At 62.0% G+C, this 21132-nt stretch carries 24 protein-coding genes and 1 tRNA gene; 21 read left to right on the top strand and 4 right to left on the bottom strand.

What is annotated here, in order from left to right:
• Positions 1–307: 307 nt before the first annotated feature.
• The 18 genes from OGL93_RS17115 (at position 308) to OGL93_RS17030 (ending at position 13834) form a co-directional block, all read left to right on the top strand.
• Positions 308–781, top strand: coding sequence for a Dps family protein (locus tag OGL93_RS17115; RefSeq protein ID WP_263264004.1), 474 nt, complete (start codon positions 308–310; stop codon positions 779–781).
• Positions 782–960: 179 nt separating this feature from the next.
• The gene (locus OGL93_RS17110) at positions 961–1299 is read left to right on the top strand and encodes a ribbon-helix-helix domain-containing protein (protein WP_263264003.1); all 339 of its coding nucleotides are present in this window, start codon (positions 961–963) and stop codon (positions 1297–1299) included.
• Between the two features lie 122 nt (positions 1300–1421).
• Entirely contained in the window at positions 1422–1643 is a 222-nt protein-coding gene (locus OGL93_RS17105; protein ID WP_263264002.1) for a zinc ribbon domain-containing protein, read from the top strand.
• A gap of 83 nt (positions 1644–1726) precedes the next feature.
• On the top strand, positions 1727–3502 hold the full coding sequence (gene aspS, locus OGL93_RS17100) for an aspartate--tRNA ligase (RefSeq protein WP_263264001.1): 1776 nt from the start codon (positions 1727–1729) through the stop codon (positions 3500–3502).
• Positions 3503–3597: 95 nt separating this feature from the next.
• Entirely contained in the window at positions 3598–4344 is a 747-nt protein-coding gene (locus OGL93_RS17095) for a YebC/PmpR family DNA-binding transcriptional regulator (RefSeq protein ID WP_263264000.1), read from the top strand.
• Entirely contained in the window at positions 4341–4871 is a 531-nt protein-coding gene (ruvC, locus tag OGL93_RS17090; RefSeq protein WP_263263999.1) for a crossover junction endodeoxyribonuclease RuvC, read from the top strand. Before OGL93_RS17095 ends, ruvC begins: the two co-directional genes overlap by 4 nt.
• A 112-nt stretch (positions 4872–4983) precedes the next feature.
• Positions 4984–5595, top strand: a complete 612-nt coding sequence (gene ruvA, locus OGL93_RS17085; RefSeq protein ID WP_263263998.1) for a Holliday junction branch migration protein RuvA — start codon at positions 4984–4986, stop codon at positions 5593–5595.
• A gap of 1 nt (position 5596) precedes the next feature.
• Positions 5597–6649 carry a Holliday junction branch migration DNA helicase RuvB gene (gene ruvB, locus OGL93_RS17080; protein ID WP_263263997.1) on the top strand — a complete coding sequence of 351 codons (1053 nt, stop codon included), beginning with the start codon at positions 5597–5599 and terminating at the stop codon, positions 6647–6649.
• A 140-nt stretch (positions 6650–6789) separates the two neighbouring features.
• Positions 6790–7257, top strand: coding sequence for a tol-pal system-associated acyl-CoA thioesterase (gene ybgC / locus OGL93_RS17075; RefSeq protein WP_263263996.1), 468 nt, complete (start codon positions 6790–6792; stop codon positions 7255–7257).
• Entirely contained in the window at positions 7247–7942 is a 696-nt protein-coding gene (gene tolQ / locus OGL93_RS17070; RefSeq protein ID WP_263263995.1) for a protein TolQ, read from the top strand. The genes ybgC and tolQ overlap by 11 nt, the downstream gene beginning before the upstream one ends.
• 13 nt (positions 7943–7955) lie before the next feature.
• Positions 7956–8408, top strand: a complete 453-nt coding sequence (gene tolR, locus OGL93_RS17065; protein WP_225775070.1) for a protein TolR — start codon at positions 7956–7958, stop codon at positions 8406–8408.
• Positions 8408–9511 carry a cell envelope integrity protein TolA gene (gene tolA, locus OGL93_RS17060; RefSeq protein WP_263263994.1) on the top strand — a complete coding sequence of 368 codons (1104 nt, stop codon included), beginning with the start codon at positions 8408–8410 and terminating at the stop codon, positions 9509–9511. The genes tolR and tolA overlap by 1 nt, the downstream gene beginning before the upstream one ends.
• A gap of 17 nt (positions 9512–9528) precedes the next feature.
• On the top strand, positions 9529–10806 hold the full coding sequence (tolB, locus tag OGL93_RS17055) for a Tol-Pal system beta propeller repeat protein TolB (protein ID WP_263264122.1): 1278 nt from the start codon (positions 9529–9531) through the stop codon (positions 10804–10806).
• 52 nt (positions 10807–10858) lie between these two features.
• Positions 10859–11365, top strand: coding sequence for a peptidoglycan-associated lipoprotein Pal (pal, locus tag OGL93_RS17050; RefSeq protein ID WP_263263993.1), 507 nt, complete (start codon positions 10859–10861; stop codon positions 11363–11365).
• Between the two features lie 6 nt (positions 11366–11371).
• Entirely contained in the window at positions 11372–12202 is an 831-nt protein-coding gene (gene ybgF, locus OGL93_RS17045) for a tol-pal system protein YbgF (protein ID WP_263263992.1), read from the top strand.
• 159 nt (positions 12203–12361) lie between these two features.
• Positions 12362–13009: a 7-carboxy-7-deazaguanine synthase QueE gene (gene queE, locus OGL93_RS17040; protein WP_263263991.1), complete on the top strand. Its 648-nt coding sequence runs from the start codon at positions 12362–12364 to the stop codon at positions 13007–13009.
• Between the two features lie 14 nt (positions 13010–13023).
• On the top strand, positions 13024–13698 hold the full coding sequence (queC, locus tag OGL93_RS17035; RefSeq protein ID WP_263263990.1) for a 7-cyano-7-deazaguanine synthase QueC: 675 nt from the start codon (positions 13024–13026) through the stop codon (positions 13696–13698).
• 60 nt (positions 13699–13758) lie between these two features.
• A tRNA-Lys gene (locus OGL93_RS17030) sits at positions 13759–13834 on the top strand.
• 72 nt (positions 13835–13906) lie between these two features.
• Here the strand turns inward: OGL93_RS17030 and OGL93_RS17025 are convergent.
• From OGL93_RS17025 to OGL93_RS17010, 4 genes are all read right to left on the bottom strand, one after another.
• Positions 13907–16039, bottom strand: coding sequence for a TonB-dependent siderophore receptor (locus OGL93_RS17025; protein ID WP_263263989.1), 2133 nt, complete (start codon positions 16037–16039; stop codon positions 13907–13909).
• A gap of 200 nt (positions 16040–16239) precedes the next feature.
• Positions 16240–16776 carry a cytochrome b gene (locus OGL93_RS17020; protein WP_263263988.1) on the bottom strand — a complete coding sequence of 179 codons (537 nt, stop codon included), beginning with the start codon at positions 16774–16776 and terminating at the stop codon, positions 16240–16242.
• Positions 16773–17831 carry a catalase family peroxidase gene (locus OGL93_RS17015; RefSeq protein ID WP_263263987.1) on the bottom strand — a complete coding sequence of 353 codons (1059 nt, stop codon included), beginning with the start codon at positions 17829–17831 and terminating at the stop codon, positions 16773–16775. The genes OGL93_RS17020 and OGL93_RS17015 overlap by 4 nt, the downstream gene beginning before the upstream one ends.
• Positions 17832–17905: 74 nt before the next feature.
• Positions 17906–18838: a LysR family transcriptional regulator gene (locus tag OGL93_RS17010; RefSeq protein ID WP_263263986.1), complete on the bottom strand. Its 933-nt coding sequence runs from the start codon at positions 18836–18838 to the stop codon at positions 17906–17908.
• A gap of 130 nt (positions 18839–18968) precedes the next feature.
• On the opposite strand from OGL93_RS17010, the gene OGL93_RS17005 reads away from it, so the two are divergent.
• From OGL93_RS17005 to OGL93_RS16995, 3 genes are all read left to right on the top strand, one after another.
• On the top strand, positions 18969–19661 hold the full coding sequence (locus tag OGL93_RS17005) for a DsbA family protein (protein ID WP_263263985.1): 693 nt from the start codon (positions 18969–18971) through the stop codon (positions 19659–19661).
• Positions 19658–20281 (top strand): NAD(P)-dependent oxidoreductase, encoded by a 624-nt coding sequence (locus tag OGL93_RS17000; protein ID WP_263263984.1) that lies wholly within the window; start codon positions 19658–19660, stop codon positions 20279–20281. Before OGL93_RS17005 ends, OGL93_RS17000 begins: the two co-directional genes overlap by 4 nt.
• Before the next feature lie 165 nt (positions 20282–20446).
• Positions 20447–21132 (top strand): GAF domain-containing protein (locus OGL93_RS16995; protein ID WP_263263983.1); only part of this gene is annotated, 686 nt, incomplete at its 3' end.

Raw genomic sequence — 21132 nt, 5'->3', positions numbered from 1 at the left:
ATTAAGCGAAAAACGGCAGGAGGGACTGGCCTATGCGCCTGCGAGCCAACCCTGCGTGACGCCGCCTGGAACAAGAAAAAAAGCGGCGGCTCGAAGGGTGTTGGCAACGCATTGGTGGCACGCCGGCTATTTAACAGGAAACAGGCCTAGAGACTCAATTCCATCCGCCATGACATGGCGCATTGATGGCCTTTTGGCGACGCCCGGCGCTCTGCAGCGTATACCTGAGGATGGCTGCGAGGCCCGGGCACTCTTGCTACAGTAGCCGGCGCACCTTTGAAATACTTCAATCAACAAGGGGAACCTCATGGCAATTGATATCGGCATCAATGAAGAAGATCGCAAGTCGATCGTGGACGGCCTGTCGCGTCTGCTGTCGGACACCTACGTGCTGTACCTCAAGACCCATAACTTCCACTGGAACGTCAGCGGCCCGATGTTCCGCACCCTGCACCTGATGTTCGAAGAGCAATACAACGAATTGGCGCTGGCGGTCGACTCAATCGCCGAGCGCATCCGCGCGCTGGGCTTCCCGGCCCCGGGCACTTACACGACCTACGCGCGTTTGTCCTCGATCAAGGAAGAGCCGGGTGTGCCGGCCGCAGAAGAAATGATCAAGCAGCTGGTCGATGGCCAGGAAGCAGTAGTGCGTACCGCGCGCAGCCTGTTCCCATTGCTGGATAAAGTCAGCGACGAGCCAACCGCGGACCTACTGACCCAGCGCATGCAAACCCACGAGAAAACCGCCTGGATGCTTCGCGCCTTGCTCGAAGGAAACTGATCTGGAGCCGTCCGGTAGCTGGCGCCGCCGGATGGCGCCTTTCTGGCATATAGCACCGCCTTTTCCTACCTTCGGGATCGTTACTGTCGCTCCCACGCGCCACCTCCCGGCGTTTTCATAGGCTTCCGAAGCGCGCTGCCGCGCGTTTGGATTACGCCAAGGAAGGTGCTGTGATGCTTATGAATTGCTCTCATTTCAGCCGCGGCTGTGGCTCTGCCAAACTCCTGCTCGACCCGTTTCAGAAAAACTTCGACATGGCGCTGGCCCGGCCCATGGCCCGCTCCGTGCGGCTCAATGGTTTTGCCACCTGCCTGCGCCTGGAGCGGGTGTACTGGAATATTCTCGAAGCCCTGGCCGAACGCAATCAATGCACAGTCAACCAGCTGTTGTCTTACCTGGACCGGGAAGTCCACCTGCGGCATGGCGGCGTGAAGAATTTCAGCGGGCTGGTGCGGGTCATCTGCGTAGCATATGTGCTCGATAAAGCGGCCTCGCCCCAAGGGCAGCCTGGACCCTGAGCGCGCCGCGCGATAAACGCGATATCGGGGAGCTTGCAGCCGGGCGCGGTTAACCAGATATAATTCCGCGCTTAAGTTAACCAGCGCCCCGCGCGCCACGTTCGTAGCCGAGCACCTGTAATATGCCCTTGTACAATTACCAATGCGAAAGCTGTGGTCACCAACTGGAAGCCATCCAGAAGCTCAGCGAAGCTCCTTTGACCGATTGCCCCGCCTGCGCGGCCCCGCGGCTGACCAAGGCCGTGTCCCGGGCGGGCTTCCGCTTGAGCGGAACCGGCTGGTACGAAACCGATTTCAAGACTGGCGCCAAGAAAAACCTCGCCGGCGCCGACAAGGCCGACTGAGTTGAACCCCTTCGCCGGGTACTGCACACTGCCGGTGATGCGGGCCCGCCCGAACACGACTGACTATAAGTGAACCGACCATCATGATGCGCAGCCACTATTGCGGCCAACTGAACGAGAGCCTGGACGGCCAGGAAATCACCCTTTGCGGCTGGGTCCACCGCCGTCGCGACCATGGCGGGGTGATCTTCCTCGACGTTCGTGATCGCGAAGGCATGGCCCAGGTGGTGTTCGACCCCGACCGCGCCGAGTCCTTCGCCGCCGCGGACCGCGTGCGCAGCGAATACGTGGTGCGCATCAGCGGCAAGGTGCGTTTGCGCCCCGCTGGCGCGGTGAACCCGAACATGGCCTCCGGCGCCATCGAAGTGCTCGGGTATGAGCTCGAAGTGCTCAACGAAGCCGAAACCCCGCCGTTCCCGTTGAACGAATACTCCGACGTGGGCGAGGAAACCCGCCTGCGCTATCGTTTCATCGACCTGCGTCGCCCGGAGATGGCCGACAAGCTGCGCCTGCGTTCGCGCATCACCAGCAGCATCCGTCGCTACCTGGACGAGAACGGCTTCCTCGACGTCGAGACGCCGATCCTTACCCGCGCCACCCCGGAAGGCGCCCGCGACTACCTGGTGCCTAGCCGTACCCACCCCGGCAGCTTCTTCGCCTTGCCGCAGTCGCCGCAGTTGTTCAAGCAACTGTTGATGGTGGCCGGCTTCGACCGCTACTACCAGATCGCCAAATGCTTCCGCGACGAAGACCTGCGCGCTGACCGCCAGCCGGAATTCACCCAGATCGACATCGAAACCAGCTTCCTGGACGAAAGCGAGATCATGGGCCTGACCGAAGGCATGATCCGCAAGCTGTTCAAGGAAGTGCTGGACGTCGACTTCGGCGACTTCCCTCACATGACCTGGGACGAAGCCATGCGCCGCTTCGGTTCGGACAAACCGGACCTGCGCATTCCCCTGGAGCTGGTCGACGTTGCCGATCAACTCAAGGACGTTGAGTTCAAGGTGTTCAGCGGCCCGGCCAATGATCCCAAGTGCCGGGTCAGCGCGTTGCGCCTGCCGGGCGGCGCCAGCATGCCGCGCAGCAAGATCGACGATTACACCAAGTTCGTCGGCATCTACGGCGCCAAGGGCCTTGCCTATATCAAGGTCAACGAGCGCGCCAAGGGCGTCGAAGGCCTGCAGTCGCCGATCGTCAAGAATATCCCCGAGGCCAACCTCAATGTCATCCTCGACCGCGTAGGCGCGGTGGACGGCGACATCGTGTTCTTCGGTGCCGACAAGGCCAAGATCGTCAGCGAAGCCCTGGGCGCGCTGCGTATTCGCCTAGGCCACGACTTCGAACTCTTGACCGCCCAGTGGGCACCGCTGTGGGTGGTCGATTTCCCGATGTTCGAAGAGGGCGACCAGGGCAGCTTCGCCGCACTGCACCACCCCTTCACTTCGCCGAAGTGCAGCCCGGCCGAGCTGGAAGCGAACCCCGCCGGTGCGCTGTCGCGGGCCTATGACATGGTGCTCAACGGCACCGAGCTGGGTGGCGGTTCGATCCGTATCCACCGCAAGGAAATGCAACAGGCCGTATTCCGCCTGCTGGGTATCGAAGCGGCGGAACAGGAAGAGAAATTCGGCTTCCTGCTCGACGCGCTCAAGTTCGGTGCTCCGCCACATGGCGGCCTGGCCTTCGGCCTCGACCGCTTGGTGATGCTGATGACCGGCGCGCAGTCGATCCGCGAAGTGATTGCCTTCCCGAAAACCCAGAGCGCCGCCGATGTGATGACCCAGGCACCTGGGGCAGTCGATGCCAAGGCCCTGCGCGAGTTGCATATCCGCCTGCGCGAACAGCCCAAGGCCGAGTAAAACGGGCGCGCGACAGCGCTCCCGGCAAAACCCCAGCGCCCCCGCCGCGTTTCGCGCGCGGGGGCCGTTTGTCATGTAAATGTTTCGGAGTCTGTATGGCCGGTCATTCCAAGTGGGCGAATATCAAGCACCGCAAAGAACGCCAGGATGCCAAGAGAGGCAAGATCTTCACCAAGTGGATTCGTGAACTGACGGTCGCGGCCAAGCAAGGTGGAGGCGACCCGAACGCCAACCCGCGCCTGCGTCTGGCGCTGGACAAGGCACTCGGCGCCAACATGAGCCGGGATATCATCGACCGCGCCATTGCCCGTGGCGCTGGCTCGACCGAAGGCGAGAACGTCGAGGAGCTCAGTTACGAGGGCTATGGCCCGGGTGGAGTCGCGGTCATGGTCGAAGCCATGAGCGACAACCGCAACCGCACCGCTGCGGCTGTTCGGCACGCGTTCAGCAAATGCGGCGGCAACCTGGGTACCGACGGTTCGGTGGCTTACCTCTTCGAGCGCAAGGGCCAGCTCAGCTTCGCTCCGGGCGTGGATGAGGACGCTCTGATGGAAGCTGCGATGGAGGCCGACGCGGATGACGTGGTCAGCCATGAGGATGGCTCGGTCGATGTGTTCACCTCGTTCGCCAGCTTCTATGGTGTGCGCATTGCTCTGGAAGCCCAGGGTTTCAAGGCGGCGGATGCGGAGATCATCATGGCGCCGAGTACTCAGGCGGAGCTGGATCGAGACGGCGCGGAGAAAGTGCTCAAGCTCATCGACATGCTCGAAGACCTGGACGACGTGCAGAACGTCTACTCCAATGCCGCGATCGCCGACGACATCATGGAACAGCTCGGTTGAGCCTCATCCTGGGTATCGACCCCGGCTCGCGTATCACCGGCTACGGCGTGGTGCTTGATCGGGGGCTGGGTCGGGGCTGCGAATACGTTGCCTCTGGTTGCATCCGTACCGGCAGCGGTGAACTTCACGAGCGCTTGCAGGTGGTGTATCGCAGCGTGCGCGAGGTGATCTGCGCTCACGGGCCGATCACCATGGGCATCGAGCGGGTGTTCATGGCGCGCAATGCGGACTCCGCCCTCAAGCTTGGCCAGGCGCGGGGCGCTGCGATCGTCGCGGCGGCAGAGGAAGGGCTGGAGATCGCCGAATACTCCGCCACCCAGGTCAAGCAGGCGATCACCGGCACCGGTGGCGCCAGCAAAGAGCAAGTGCAGTTGATGGTCATGCACTTGCTCAAACTCACCAGCAAGCCCCAGATCGACGCCTCGGACGCCCTGGCGATCGCGCTGTGTCATGCCCATACCCGTTCCAGCCTGGTGCCGCATGGGCTGAGCGCGGCCCGAAGTCGCGGCGGCCGGCTGCGTCTATAGCAGCATTACCTAAAACTTTTTCATTTGCCGATGCCCCTCGTGCTGCGATCATGCGCACTGGCTCGTGAACAGCCCCGGTGGCCAGCAGGCCCCGGCATTTCAGGACTTCAACGTGATCGGACGCTTGCGCGGCACCCTGGCGGAGAAACAACCGCCGCACCTTATTCTCGACGTGAACGGCCTCGGCTACGAGCTGGAGGTGCCGATGACCACGCTTTATCGGCTGCCATCGGTGGGCCAGCCCTTGACGCTGCACACGCACCTGGTGGTGCGTGAAGATGCTCAATTGCTCTATGGTTTTTACGAACGGCGCGAGCGCGAGCTGTTCCGCGAGCTGATCCGCCTCAACGGCGTAGGTCCCAAACTTGCACTGGCATTGATGTCCAGCCTGGAGGTAGACGAGCTGGTTCGCTGTGTCCAGGCCCAGGACACCAGCGCGCTGGTCAAGGTGCCGGGGGTGGGCAAGAAGACCGCCGAGCGCCTGCTGGTCGAGCTCAAGGATCGCTTCAAGGCCTGGCAGACGGTGCCGGCGATGTTCGAGTTGGTGCCCGATGATGGAGGCACGCCCCGAGGGCCGGTCGCCACGGCGGAGACAGATGCGGTGAGCGCACTCATCTCCCTGGGCTATAAGCCACAGGAGGCAAGCAAGGCCGTCGCCGCGGTTAACGAAAAAGGCCTGTCCAGCGAAGACCTGATCCGCCGCGCCCTCAAAGGGATGATCTGACGTGATTGAAGCCGACCGCCTGATCTCCGCCGCCGGGCGAGACCGCGAAGAACAACAGGACCGCGCCATCCGCCCGCTGCAACTCGCCGAGTACATCGGCCAGCCGGTGGTCCGCGAGCAGATGGAGCTGTTTATCCAGGCCGCCCGCGGGCGCGCCGAGTCCCTGGATCACACCCTTATCTTCGGCCCGCCGGGCTTGGGCAAGACCACCCTGGCTAATATCATCGCCCAGGAAATGGGCGTATCGATCAAAAGCACGTCGGGCCCGGTACTGGAGCGCCCAGGGGACCTGGCAGCCATGCTGACAAACCTGGAGCCCCACGATGTGCTGTTCATCGATGAAATCCATCGGCTGTCGCCCATCGTCGAGGAAGTGCTTTATCCCGCGATGGAAGACTTCCAGTTGGACATCATGATTGGCGAAGGGCCGGCAGCACGGTCGATCAAGCTCGACCTGCCGCCCTTTACCTTGGTCGGCGCCACTACCCGCGCAGGCATGCTCACCAACCCGCTGCGCGACCGCTTCGGTATCGTGCAGCGGCTGGAGTTCTACAGCGATGCGGACCTGGCCACCATCGTTGCCCGTTCGGGGCGAATTCTAGGCCTGGCCATCGACCCCGAAGGTGCTTACGAAATCGCCCGCCGTGCCCGCGGCACCCCACGCATTGCGAACCGTCTGCTGCGGCGCGTGCGGGACTACGCGCAGGTTCGCGGCAAAGGTGACATTACCAAGGCAGTCGCCGACCTTGCTTTGAATCTTTTGGACGTGGACGAGCGCGGCTTTGATCACCAGGACCGCCGCTTGCTGCTGACCATGATCGAGAAGTTCGATGGCGGGCCGGTGGGTGTGGATAACCTGGCCGCTGCTATCAGCGAAGAACGCCACACCATCGAGGATGTGCTAGAGCCCTACCTGATCCAGCAGGGCTATATCATGCGCACCCCACGGGGGAGGGTGGTTACGCGGCACGCGTATCTGCACTTTGGCCTGAACCGCGCCGAGCGCCCAGACGCCGCTTTCCCCGAAGCGGGCTCTCCGGAAGAATCGGTATGAAGACCCGAAACCCGGGTGATCGAATGGCCAATTCGGTGGTCCTACGCCCTGATGTGACGGTTACCTCGCCAAGGGCCTCCAAGTCATTGAAAAAACAATTGTCTGGCCGGATTGGCAACCCAGGGAGTTCGCACTAGAGTATGCGCGCGCAAAACGGGCTAGCGCCGTTCGTTCATCGTTGTCGCGTGTACTACGAGGACACCGATGCCGGCGGCATCGTTTATTACGTCAACTACCTCAAGTTCATGGAGCGGGCACGCACCGAGCGTCTGCGCGAACTGGGCTACGTGCAGTCAGTGCTTGCCGCGGAGAATCTGCTATTTGTCGTGCATTCCAGCGAGGCGCGTTACCACGTGCCGGCGCGGCTGGACGACGAACTGCTGGTGAGCGCCGAGGTAGGCGAGCTCAACCGTGCCAGCCTGCGCTTCGTGCAGCAGGTACGGCGCGCTTCGGATCAACGGCTGCTATGTGAAGGCCAGTTTCTGGTGGCCTGCGTGCGTGCCGACAATTTCAAACCCCGAGCCATTCCACCCGCCATGCATGCGGCCTTCGCCGCCGATGATGGCCCGGGTACAACTCAAGAGCAGGAGAACCAGCGTGGAAGCTAACGCCGTCGACCATACCTCCATGTGGAGCCTGGTCAGTAACGCCAGTATCGTGGTGCAACTGGTAATGCTGATCCTGGTGGCCGCATCGGTCACCTCGTGGGTCATCATCTTTCAACGCAGCAACCTGATCCGAGCAGGGCGTCGTGCGCTGGATACGTTCGAAGAGCGCTTCTGGTCGGGCATCGACCTGTCCAAACTGTATCGACAGGCTGGCAGCAATCCTGACCCGGATTCGGGGGTGGAGCAGGTGTTCCGCGCAGGCTTCAAGGAATTCTCCCGCTTGCGTCAACAGCCAGGGGTCGATCCCGATGCGGTCATGGAAGGCGTGGGCCGTGCCATGCGCGTAGCCATCTCCCGTGAGGAAGAGAAGCTCGAGCAAACGCTGCCGTTCCTGGCCACCGTGGGTTCCACCAGCCCTTATATCGGCCTGTTCGGTACCGTATGGGGGATCATGAACTCCTTCCGTGGCCTGGCTGCCGTTCAGCAGGCGACGCTGGCCACTGTTGCGCCGGGTATCGCCGAGGCGCTGGTGGCCACCGCCATCGGCCTGTTCGCGGCCATTCCCGCGGTGATCGCCTACAACCGGTTCGCGGCCCGTAGCGAAACCCTGATCAGCCGTTACTACACCTTCGCCGATGAGTTCCAGGCGATCCTGCACCGCAAAGTGCACACCAGCGAAGAGTAAGCAGGTACTTCCAATGGCTCGAGTTCGGCAAAAACGCAAGCCGGTGGCCGAGATGAACGTGGTGCCCTACATCGACGTGATGTTGGTACTGCTGGTCATCTTCATGGTCACCGCACCCATGCTCAACCAGGGTGTGAAAGTGGACTTGCCCAAGGTGTCCAGCGAAGCCTTGCCGCAAGACAACAACACCCAGGTATTGACCATTTCCATCAAGGCAGACAAAACCTACTACTGGAACCTTGGCAGCGAGGTCGATACCGACAAGCAGATGGATCGCGCCCAGAGCCTGCCGCAGATGACCCAGGCAGTGACCGCGATCATCAACCAGGGCAACGCCAATGGCAAAAAGACCCAGGTATTCATCCGCGGCGACAAGGCCGTCGACTATGGCGCCGTGATGGGCGCGATGGGCGGCTTGCAGAAAGCTGGCGTGGGCAATGTCGGCCTGATCACCGAGGCCCCCTGATGCGACAGCGAGAGCACTCCGCCTCGGAAAACTACTTCTGGCCCTCAGTGTGGGCCATAGCGCTGCACGTCCTGATTTTCGGCATGCTTTTCGTCAGTTTCGCCATGACGCCAGAGTTGCCGCCCGCCAAGCCTATCGTTCAGGCAACCCTGTACCAGCTCAAGTCCAAGAGCCAGGCAACGACCCAGACCAACCAGAAGCTTGCAGGCGAGGCGAAGAAATCCGCTGCGCGCCAGACTGAAGTTGAGCAGATGGAAACGAAAAAGGTCGAGCAGGAGGAAATAAAGGCGGCGGAACAAAAGAAAGCCGAGGCTGCTCAAAAAGCCGAAGCCGCTCAGAAGGCCGATGACGCGAAGAAAGCTGACGCTGCCGCCAAGGCCGCAGAAGCCGCCAAGGCTGCGGAAGCTGCGAAAGCCGCGGACGCCGCGAAGGCAGCCGAGGCCAAGAAAGCCGAGCAGGCCGAAATCGCCAAGAAGCGCGCTGAAGACGAGGCCAAGAAAGAAGCCGAGGAAGAGGCCAAGAAGCAGGCGGCCGATGAGGCCAAGAAAAAAGCCGCCGCCGATGCTGCGAAGGCAGCTGAAGAGGCGAAGAAAAAAGCCGCTGACGATGCCAAGGCCAAGGCTGCCGATGAAGCCAAGGCCAAGGCCGCGGAGGAGGCGAAGAAGAAAGCCGCCACCGACGCTGCGAAGAAGAAGGCGCAGGATGCAGCACGCAAGGCCGCTGAAGATAAAAAGGCCCAAGCGTTGGCAGACCTGCTGTCCGATACCCCGCAGCGGCAACAGGCACTGGCTGACGAACAAGGGGATGAGGTTGCCGGCAACTTCGATGACCTGATCCGCTCACGCGCCGCTGAAGGCTGGGCCCGCCCGCCGAGCGCGCGCAAGGGCATGACGGTTGTGCTGCAGATCAACATGTTGCCCGATGGCACCGTTACCAACGTCAGTGTGGCCAAGTCCAGCGGTGACGCGCCGTTCGACAGCTCCGCAGTGGCGGCGGTAAAGAACATTGGCCGCCTGACCGAGATGCAGGGTCTCAAGCCAGCCGACTTCAACCCATACCGTTCCTTCAAAATGACATTCACACCTGAGGATCTTGCGTTGTGATTAACCTTCTTCGAGGACTGCTTGTCGTGCTCTGCTGCGCGGCGGGGTTCGCCAGCGCTGATGAAAAAAACATTCTGGTCACCAGCGGTTCGGACCGCGCAACGCCTATCGCCGTGGTGCCGTTCGGCTATCAGGGCGGCACGCTGCCCGATGACATGGCCCAGATTATCGGCGACGACCTGCGTAACTCCGGCTACTACGCGCCGATTCCCCGGCAGAACATGATCAGCCTGCCCTCGCAGCCAAGCGAAGTGATCTTCCGGGATTGGAAAGCGCTGGGCGCGCAATACCTGATGGTAGGTAGTATTGTGCCCGCCGGTGGACGCCTGCAGGTGCAATACACCCTGTTCAACGTGGCGACCGAGCAACAGGTGAGCACCGGTAGTGTGAGTGGCGGCGTAGATCAACTGCGCGACATGGCGCACTTCATCGCGGATCAATCATTCGAAAAACTCACCGGCATCAAGGGCGCATTTTCCACTCGCATGCTCTATGTGACCGCCGAGCGTTTCGGTGGCAACAACGTGCGTTATACCTTGCAGCGTTCCGACTATGACGGTGCTCGCGCAGTAACCCTGTTGCAGTCCCGCGAGCCGATTCTGTCGCCTCGTTATGCGCCGGACGGTAAGCGTATTGCCTATGTGTCCTTCGAACAAAAACGTCCTCGTATCTTCATTCAATATGTAGATACTGGCCGTCGCGAACAGCTGACCAACTTCGAAGGCCTCAACGGCGCTCCGGCGTTTTCTCCCGACGGTAATCGGCTGGCGTTCGTGCTGTCCAAGGACGGCAACCCGGAAATCTATGTCATGGACCTCGGCAGCCGCGGTTTGACCCGCGTGACCAATAGCCCGGCGATCGACACCGAGCCTTTCTGGGGCAAAGATGGTTCGACTATCTATTTCACCTCCGACCGTGGCGGCAAGCCGCAGATCTATAAAACGTCGGTAGGCAGCGGTAACGCTGAACGGGTAACTTTCGTCGGTAACTACAATGCCAACCCTAAATTGTCCGCCGACGAAAAAACTTTGGTGATGATCCATCGTCAGGATGGCTTCACCAATTTCAAAGTGGCTTCTCAAGACCTTGAACGCGGTAACGTGAAGATCCTCACGGACTCAAGTCTTGATGAGTCGCCTACTGTTGCGCCCAACGGCACCATGGTAATCTACGCCACCCGCTCGCAGGGCCGGGGAGTCTTGATGCTCGTGTCTCTTAACGGACGCGTGAGGCTCCCGCTTCCTACCGCTCAAGGCGAAGTCAGAGAACCGTCCTGGTCCCCTTACCTGAACTGACGCGGCGCACAACGTTACACTTAACACACTGGGGTTCATTAGGAGTTTCACGATGGAAATGCTGAAGTTTGGTAAATTCGCTGCGCTGGCTCTGGCCATGGCCGTGGCTGTAGGTTGCTCCTCCAAGGGCGGCGACAACGCTGGTGAAGGCAACGGCGCTGCTGTTGACCCGAACGCTGGCTACGGCGCAAACACCGGTGCCGTCGACGGCAGCCTGAGCGACGAAGCTGCTCTGCGCGCTATCACCACCTTCTACTTCGAGTACGACAGCTCCGACCTGAAGCCGGAAGCCATGCGTGCCCTGGACGTCCACGCCAAGGACCTGAAAGCTAGCGGCGCTCGCGTCGTTCTGGAAGGTAACACCGACGAGCGCGGTACCCGCGAATACAACATGGCGCTGGGTGAGCGTCGTGCCAAGGCCGTTCAGCGCTACCTGGTTCTGCAGGGCGTTTCCCCAGCTCAGCTGGAAATCGTTTCCTACGGCGAAGAGCGTCCAGTCGCCACCGGCAACGACGAGCAGTCCTGGGCTCAAAACCGTCGCGTCGAACTGCGTAAGTAATTCGTCATGCGAACGTGCCGCCGTGCTGTAACTGTTTTGGCGCTTGCCCTCCCGGTTTCGGTGTGGGCAGCGGTTCCCGTGGTCGATGGAAGTGGTTCCGGCAACGGCACCAGCTATCCACCCTCCGGTTATGGCACGAGCGGCGCCTACGCCGGGACAGGGGCCCCTTCGGCTCCCGTCTCGGCGCAGGGTGAGCTGTTCATGCAGTTGCAACAAATGCAGGAAGATATCGCCCGCTTGCGCGGTCAGGTTGAAGTCCAGCAAAACGATATCCAGCGGATGAAGCAAGAAGCGCTGGATCGCTATCAGGACCTGGATCGCCGCATCGGCACCGGCACCCCTGTGCAACAACCGGCAGCCCCTGCCGACCCTTCGAATCCCGCCGTCGGCGGCGCTCCAGGCGCTGACGTGGCCCCGGCTGCTCCGGCCGACCAAAGCGCTGCTGGTACCGAGCCGGCAGATCCTGCTAAAGAGAAGCTCTACTACGATGCGGCCTTCGACCTGATCAAGGCGAAGGACTTCGACAAAGCGAGCCAGGCGTTTTCCGCCTTCTTGCGCAAATATCCCAACAGCCAGTACGCGGGCAACGCCCAATATTGGCTGGGCGAAGTGAACCTGGCCAAAGGCGACCTCCAGGGTGCCGGCCAAGCATTCGCCAAGGTGAGCCAGCTGTACCCCAAGCACCCCAAAGTGCCGGATTCGCTATACAAGCTGGCCGACGTAGAGCGCCGCTTGGGCCATACCGACCGCGTCAAACCGATCCTGCAGCAGGTCATCAGCCAATACCCGGGCACTGCGGCCGCTCAGTTGGCGCAGCGTGATCTGCAAAAGCTCTGACCGCTTGCCACGCCGAATGAACGAACCCGCGCACGTCGCGGGTTTTTTCGTTAGAATCGGCGCCCTTTATCAACGACCTTCGCCCGTTTGGCTTCGCACAACGGTCGCGGGTGCTAGCGGAGGCGGGTGGCCTGTTTAGCTGCCACGCCCGTGGCGACCATGTCTGACACATTACGTATTACCGAGATCTTCCACTCGTTGCAGGGGGAGACGCGAACCGCTGGCTTGCCCACGGTTTTCGTTCGCCTCACCGGCTGCCCTTTGCGGTGCCAATACTGTGACAGCGCCTATGCATTCAGCGGCGGCACCCTATACACCCTCGACAGCATCCTCGAACAGGTAGCGGCGTTGCGTCCGCGCTATGTGTGCGTGACTGGCGGCGAGCCCCTGGCTCAGCCCAACGCCATCCCTCTGTTGCAGCGATTGTGCGATGCGGGCTACGAAGTGTCGCTGGAAACAAGCGGCGCGCTGGATATCAGTGCTACCGATACCCGCGTCAGCCGGGTGGTGGACCTGAAAACACCAGGCTCTCGTGAAGTTCACCGCAACCGCTACGAAAACATCGCGCTGCTGACCCGTAATGATCAAGTGAAGTTCGTGATCTGCTCAAGGGAGGACTATGACTGGGCCGTGTCCAAAGTCATCGAGTACAACCTGGCCGAACGCGCTGGGGAGGTGCTGTTCTCCCCCAGCCATCACGACCTGAAAGCTACCCAATTGGCCGATTGGATAGTGGCGGATAACCTGCCGGTTCGCTTCCAGACGCAACTTCACAAGTTGCTGTGGAACGACGAGCCTGGCCGCTGAACGAGGGAATACCGATGTCTGACAAAAAAGCCGTTATCTTGCTGTCCGGGGGGCTGGACTCAGCCACCGTGGTCGCCATGGCCCGAGCCGAAGGCTACGCCTGCTACACCATGAGCTTCGACTACGGCCAGCGCCACCGCGCCGAGCTGGACGCCGCCGCGCGCGTTGCCCGCGACCTGGGCGCGATAGAGCACAAGGTCATAGGGCTGAGCCTCGATGGGATCGGCGGTTCGGCGCTGACCGATAGCAGCATCGATGTACCCGAAGCGCCCACCGAAGGCATACCGGTCACCTATGTGCCTGCACGCAACACGGTATTCCTTTCCCTGGCTTTGGGCTGGGCGGAAGTACTGGGCGCCCGAGACATATTCATCGGCGTGAACGCCGTGGATTATTCCGGTTACCCGGATTGCCGGCCGGAGTTCGTGGAAGCATTCGAACGCATGGCCAACCTGGCGACCAAGGCAGGCGTGGAAGGGCAGGGGTTTAGCATTCGGGCGCCGCTGCAGAATCTAAGCAAGGCCGATATCGTTCGCGCTGGGGTCGCCCACGGGGTGGACTACAGCTTGACGGTGTCTTGCTACCAGGCTGATTCCGCCGGCCAGGCATGTGGCAAGTGCGACAGCTGCCGCCTGCGCGCTGAAGGCTTTGCCGCCGCCGGCTTGGCAGACCCTACCCGCTACGCCTGATTTTTTGCCCAGTGGTGCTTGATTACTGCTTGAAAATCAGTATGATGCGCACCACCAAGCGGGTCGTTAGCTCAGTTGGTAGAGCAGTTGGCTTTTAACCAATTGGTCGTAGGTTCGAATCCTACACGACCCACCATATTTCCTCAGAACCCTCCCTCGCGGAGGGTTTTGTGCTTCTGATGGCTCAATAATTGGGCCTTATACCCGTTCAAAAGGTCATGCTGGCGGTGATCCGCGCGGTACGCGGTTCGCCCTCGTTGACTTGCAGCTGCCCGCTCCCAGTGTTCGATGGGTAATAGTGCTTGTCGAACAGGTTGTCGACGTTCAGTTGCAGCCGGGCCTTGTAGCTTGAAATCGGCAGATCCCAGCGCAGGAACGCATCGGCCACGCTGTAGCCGCTCATCCAGAAGCTGTTCTGGTTGTCGCCGGCACGCTTGCCGACGTAGCGGCCGCCGGCTCCCAGGTGCCAGGCTCCCGTGTCAGTGGGCAACGCCAAGTGATGGGTCAGGTACGCGCTGGCAGTGTGCATGGGCGCGTTGTTCAGGCGGTTACCCTCGTTGGCAGGGTCGTCAAGAATTTCCGTATGGGTATAGGCATAGGTGCCGATCAGCTCCCAGCGCGGCGCTAGGCGCCCGGTCACATCCAGTTCAACGCCACGGGAGCCGACCTTGCCGGCAGCCTCGGACGCTGTGTTGCCATTGGCCAGGGTGGTGGTGGTAACGACGTTTTTCTTTACGATGTCGAACAGCGCCAGGTTTAGGTTCAGCGCGCTGGACGGGGTGAACTTGGCGCCGATTTCGTAGCTGCGGCCTTCCTCTGGCTTGAACGTGTTGCCTTGGTCGTCGGTGTCGGTATTGGGCACGAACGAACGGCTGGCGTTGGCATACAACGACCAGGCCTCCGCCGGTTGGTAGACCACGCCGCCGAAGGGAATGAAAGTGTCGCCGTTGCTATCGCGAAGCACACTGTGAGAGGCGCCCAGACCTTGGCTGCCGTATTGGTCATAGTGTTGCTGGCGCCCCCCGAACACGAGAATCCATTGGTCACTAAGGTGCCAGTTGTCCTTGAGGTAAAGCGACGTAGAGAGGAGCTGGTTCTTCGCATTGCTCTGGGTCGCGTCGACGGTGGCAGGCTCGCCCAAGTGGCCGTATGCCGGGGCGTTGATGTTCAAGTCGCCGGCAGTGCTGCTGGCATTGCGGTAGGTCTTGCCGCGATAACGGTCCTGTGCCTCGTTGTCGACGCCCAACAGCAGCTCATGGCGTTGGCCGAACCATTGCTGCTCGCCGATGAAATCGAACGAGGCGTAGCGGGTTTCGTAGTCATAGTGGCCGCCATTGGCCTGGCGGCGTAGGGTTCCCGTGGCCAGGTCAGAGCCTTTGGCCTGTGGCTGGGCAATGGCCAGGCTGTAACGGTCATTGTTCCAGCCATAGGTGAGGCGGGATTTCCAGCTGTCAGTGAGCTGATATTCAAACTTGGCCGTGGCGGTTTCGCTGATACCGGTCGTTTTCGCCCAGGTTTCGTCGAGGCGATCCTTATAACTGATGGGGGCTGGATGGCCATCGATGAACACGGTGCCACGGTCGAACGGGCTGGAATAATCATTGTAGGTATAGGCCAGGCTTAGGCTGGCGCGCTCCCCGGTCCAGTTCAGCGACGGGGCAACCAAGGTGTGCTCGTTACTGCCGTAGTTACGCCAGTAGTCCTCATGGCCGTGCTCGGCTACCAGCCGGTAAGCGAAGTCGCTGTCGCCGATACCGCCGGTAGTATCGATGCCCAGGCTGCCGCCACCCTCGCTGTAGCCTGTGCCGGTGAGGGTAGTCTGGCGGATGAATTGCGGCTGCTTGCTGATCACGTTGATCGTGCCGCCGGGGTCCATCGCGCCATACAGCAGCGAGGCCGGGCCCTTGAGCACTTCAACGTGGTCGGTGGTAGCGCCCAGGTTGTGACCGATCACCGAGCGAATGCCGTCGCGCAGGGTCGAGCCATCGTCGTTGCTGCCGAAGCCTCGCTTGATCAGCGCATCCTTGGTGTTGCCGAGGGTGTTGCTCTGGGACACGCCGCTGACGAACTTCATAGCGTCATCCAAGGAGCGGACCTGATAGTCGTCCAGGGTCTGCCGGGTGACGGTATTGACCGTTTGCGCTTCGTCCTTGATCAGTGTGTCGGCCTTGCTAGCGGTGCTGGTGCGGGGCTGGGTATAGCCCTCGGGGATGGCGGCCTCGTTGCCTGCCGCTTCGATGACGGTAGAAGGCAATTCGATTGCCGACGGTACGGCCAATGCCAGGCCGGGCAGCGTGCCGCACAATGCCAAGGCGATGCACGAAGGCGAAGAAATAGACATCAAGGGCAAGGCTTCCAGCGGGCTATATGATAACGGTTATTATTAACAATATAGCGCTTTGATTCTATCTCTTTGATTTTGCAGGCATGCGTCCTATTGCCGCTGAGGCCTGGCTGATACCCGCGCATTCTTCTATGGCAACTCTCATATGGCCACCAGCCCCTGACTATCCTCCATCGCAGGGGCTGGCGTTTCTATGCCTATCGCCCACGTGCCATGCTGCGCAACACCCCGTCGCGGCGGATCAGCCCGTGATAGAGCGCGGCGGCCAGGTGTACCAGCACGGTGCAGAACAGCAGGTACGCCAGGTAGCCATGCGCCGTGCGCAACACCGCGAAGGTTGCGGCATCTGGTGCCAGCAAGGGCGGCAAACGCACGCCCGCGCCTAGGCTGACCGGGTCTCCAGCGGCCGACAGCATCGCCCAGCCAAGCAAAGGCAAGGTCAGCATCAAGCCATACAACAGCCAATGCGAAGCTTTGGCGGCCAGTGCCTGGAAGGCCGGAAGGTCCGCTGGCAGCGGCGGCTGGCGGGTGGCCAGGCGTACGCCCAAACGAATGACCGCGAGGGCTAGAAGGGCGATCCCAAGGGGTTTATGCAGTTGGATCAGCCATTGATGCCGTGTCGACACCGACGCCACCATGCCTGCGCCAATGAACAGCATCGCCAGCAAGGCCACGGCCATCGACCAGTGCAGCCAGCGCGCCAGCGGCACGAAGTGATCGAGAGGCTTGTTCATGGGCGGTGCTCCTGTGCGGTGTGCAATGCGTCGACTTCGCCAGTGCGGCGCAGGTAGGAATCGGCATAGGCGGCCGAGCGGGCAGGCAGCAAGGGGTCGGCGGAAATCTCGATCCCGGATGGCAGTATCGTCGGATCATAGTTGACGTCGCGGCACTGGCCGTCGATTTGCGCAACGGCGCGATCCAGCACGAGGGTGCCGGCTTCTACGGTGCGACGGTCTTGCGGCCAAGGCTTGCTGGCGTCGTCGACAGGATCGTCAGGGTTGGCAAAAGTCATTCGCAGTGCCCAACGCAAGGGGCCCGCGGTCAATCGCTGTTGCAGGTCTTGCGCCAGGTAGTCGGCGCCCTCGGCGCCATTGGCCGAAACGGCTGCGCTTTCTGGTATTACCGCCCACCGCACCGCCTGCCGCCTGCCGTCGGCGGCCACCAGGTAAAAAGCATTGAGGCTGTCGTAGCGCTCGCTGGCGTAGCTTGCCGATGGCTTGGCGGTTTTCACCCAGGCCAGGAAAGCTCCGGTTTCCGGATGGCTGGCAAAGAAGGCTTGCTGCGCCGCTGGGTTCGGCTTGCCGGTGGCAGGGTCGGGGCGGCCAGCCTGTAAACTCTCGAAGAACGCCTCCGGCGTGCCCACTGGAAACACGGGCATGCTGTTCATTCCGGTGCGCCATTGCTGGCCGTCCGCCTGGGTAAACCGTAAGGCCAGGCTGCGGATCGGTACGCTGTTGTCCGGTGCATAGGGATTGCCTCCGGGCAAGGCGAAGCGGCCCACCACGGGCGTGCGGCCTGGGGCGAACACTGCGGCTTTCGAATCCTGGGCCAGCTCGCCGTTGCTTTCGAACCAGCCGCTCACGCAGATGCCCTTGGCGTGGTTGCGTCGATAGCCAGCGTGTAGGCCGCCGTTGGCTTGGAGGTTGTCAACGATGCGGGCAGGCGTCACCCGGTGTGGGTCGAGCCAGCCATGTACGTAAGCCATGCTGGCCGCTAGCAGCACGACCGGCACGGCGATCAGGCCATAGCGGGCGAGAATCGCCTTGTTCGAAGGTGGGGGGGTGGACATCGCTAGGGGCCTCCGGGCCGAATCAGGTGCCCAGATTGACGCGCCCCTCAGGCGTTTATTCCAGTGCGCATGTGCTATTCGTTTGACAGGCCGCCCAGCACGGTGAAATAGCGTTGGAGCGCAGCCACGGCCACCCGTACCTTGGCGGGTTCGCCCTTGCGCCGGGTGGTGACCAAAGTGACCGGGCGCGAAGGTAGCCGCCACTGCGGCAGCACCCGCGTCAGCGCCCCTCGTTCAAGGGCGGCGCGCACGTCGGCATAAGCGAGGCAGGCGATGCCCATACCTTGCTCGCAGAGCTGTTGCAGCGCTATCTGGTTGGTGGTGGCGATGCGGATAGGCAGCTCCAGCGCCTGCTCCTGGCCGCCCGGGGCAGTGAGCTCGAGCCGCAACGGAGCGGGATCGTTGCCTGCACCCGTTTCGGCTGTTTCTGGCGCCAATGCCAGCCAGTGATGACGCTCAAGGTCGGCAGGGCGCCCTGGAATGCCCTCCCGTTCCAGATAATTCGGCGCGGCACACAGCAGCATCTGCAGGTCATAGACCTTGCGGCCGGCCCATCGGGTATCGGACTGCCAGCCAACCCGTAACGCAATGTCGATGCGCGCCTCGATCAGGTCAATGAGCGCGTCATCGACGATCAAGCGCAGGCGTAGATGCGGCCACTGCGCCAGAACGGGGGCCAACGCCGGCGCAACATGCGCCCCAAAGCCTACCGGCGCGGCGATTCGCAACTCTCCCGTAGGTGCGTCTCGGGCTTGCTCCAGCGAGGCCGCCGCGGCATTCGCTGCCTCTAGCATTCGCAGGCAGTGGGGAAAGCAGCGTTCCCCTGCTTCGGTCAGCGAGAGCTTGCGCGTTGAGCGGTGAAGCAGTGCCACACCTGCCTGGCGTTCGAGGGCGGTGATGATCTGGCTCACCGCCGATGGTGTCATGCCCAAGCGCCGGGCGGCGGCGCTCATTGAGCCTGCTGCAACCGTTTCGGCGAAGACGGCATAGGCTTTCAGATCGCTCATTTGTTAGCTGTTCTTAAAAATGACTGAAGGCTTAGGCCTCTAATCAAGGCCATGTTAAGCCTTGATAATAGATCGAACGGCTCAGCTGTATCGAGCCCATTCCGGGCTAAACGGGCACAACGAGATAACGATGACCGATTCGATTCTGCATTACGTTCACGACCCCCTATGTGGCTGGTGCTATGCCGCCGCACCGCTGGTGGCCGCCGCCCAGGCGGCTGGCCTGAGCATCGTGCTGCACGGCGGCGGCCTATGGCAGCCTGCGGTCCAGCTCGATCTCCGGCAGCGTGAGCACATCCGAGAGAATGATGAGCGCATTGCGGCCCTGACCGGGGTGCCCTTCGGGGCCCCTTACTTAAACGGCTTGCTGGGCGACAGCCCCATGGTGCTTTGGTCACCTCCGGCCCATGCAGCGATCCTCGCCGCCAGCTCGCTCAAGGACGGCGCGGGCCTGGCGATGCTTCATGCCATTCAACGGGCGCATTACGTCGAGGGGCGGCCGGTGATCAGCGAGACGGTGCTGACAGCCCTGGCCGAAGGCCTGGGCCTAGACAAGGCAGCGTTCCTGCACGCTGTTGCGCTGGCCCCGGTGGACGAGCACATCCAGGCTACCCGCCGCTTGATGCGAACCCTCGGGCTGCGCGGGTTCCCCGGCTTTATCCTCGAACAGCACGGCAGCCTCGGCACAGTCGAGCATGCCCTCTTCTATGGGCAACCGGCCGCCTTCGCTCGTGCCGTCCTTGCCCTGGCCCAAAAACCAAACCTCGGCGCGCGGCACGCAAGCGCGCCCTCTGTGAATCACCACCTGAAGGTATTGCCATGAAAATCGCGTTGATCGGCGCCACCGGCTACGTCGGTAGCCCTTTGTTGCTGGAAGCCTTGGAGCGGGGCCATGAGGTGACCGCAATCGTGACTCGCCCGATGAACCTGCCGGATCATCCACGCTTGACCGCGGTTCAAGGCGATGCCACTGACAGCAGTCAACTGGCCGAGCGCGTCGCTGGGCACGACCTTGTCATCAGCGCCTTTAACCCCGGCCGCGACCCAAATGGCTCAGGGCCCCAAGCCATCATCGACGGGGTAAAGCGAGCCGATGTGCCGCGGCTGCTGGTGGTCGGCGGCGCCGGGACGCTCAAGCTCGCCTCGGGTGAGCGAGTGGTGGACCAGCCAGACTTCCCTCACGAATGGAAAGAGGGCGCGCTGCGCACGGCGGCGTTTCTCGATCAGCTCCGCCTGGAGCCTGAGCTGGATTGGGTATTCCTTAGCCCCGCCGCCATGCTCGTGCCGGGTGAGCGCACCGGGCATTACCGCCTGGGCCAGGATGAGCTGCTGCTCGATGCCCATGGCGAAAGCCGTATTTCGCTGCAGGATTACGCACTCGCGATGCTGGACGAAGCCGAGCACCCCCGCCACCATCGGCAGCGCTTCACGGTCGCTTACTGAAGCGTTTCACTGCTGCCATCGATCCGGAGGCGCCGCCCTCGCGGTGCCTTTTCGTTCCATACCCTTCAAGTTTGCCCGGCCCCTACCCGATACAGACCATGCCAAACCCGCGCGCGCCACGCCGTGGGGCCTGGCAACTGGTCTGATTGATCCCGGTCGAACATCATGCAAATTGCCCCCCTACCATCGAACGAAGCTGCCCGCCTGCGCATGTTGCAGAGCCTCGATCTGCTGGATACGCCGGCCGAGGAGTGCTTTGACCGCGCCACGCGGGTGCTGGCGCAGCTGCTGCGGGTGCCCATAGCCCTGGTGTCGCTGGTGGATGCCAACCGGCAGTGGTTCAAGGCCCGGGTGGGTTTGGAGGTCTGCGAAACCTCGCGGGACTTCGCCTTTTGTGCCCATGCCCTGCACAGCAAGGAGCTGTTGCTGGTCGAGGACGCCTGGGCAGACGCGCGCTTTGCCGATAACCCATTAGTAACCGGCGCGCCACATGTGCGCTTTTATGCCGGCGTACCGTTGAGCACGGACGACGGCTTGATATTGGGCACGCTGTGCGCGATCGACCACGTTCCGCGCCGGCTCAGCCAGAGCGAACAGGCGGCGATGATCGATCTGGCGCGGATGGTCGAGCGTGATCTGCTGCAACGCTCGCTCACCCGCGAGGTTCGCCAGGTGAACGAAGACGAGCGCAGGGCGCGGGCGCTGGTGGAGGCGCATTTTTCTACGGCATTCCAGAACGCCCCCACCGGCAAGGCCCTGGTGAGCCTGGAGGGCACCTTCACCGACGTAAACGCCAAATTGTGTGAAATCACTGGCTACAGCCGTGAGGTGCTGCTGGCCAAGAGCTTCGC

Origin of the sequence: Pseudomonas sp. RIT-PI-S (assembly GCF_025642975.1) — a bacterium.
Classification (GTDB): Bacteria; Pseudomonadota; Gammaproteobacteria; order Pseudomonadales; family Pseudomonadaceae; genus Aquipseudomonas.
This window is presented reverse-complemented; position numbering and strand designations above follow the sequence as displayed.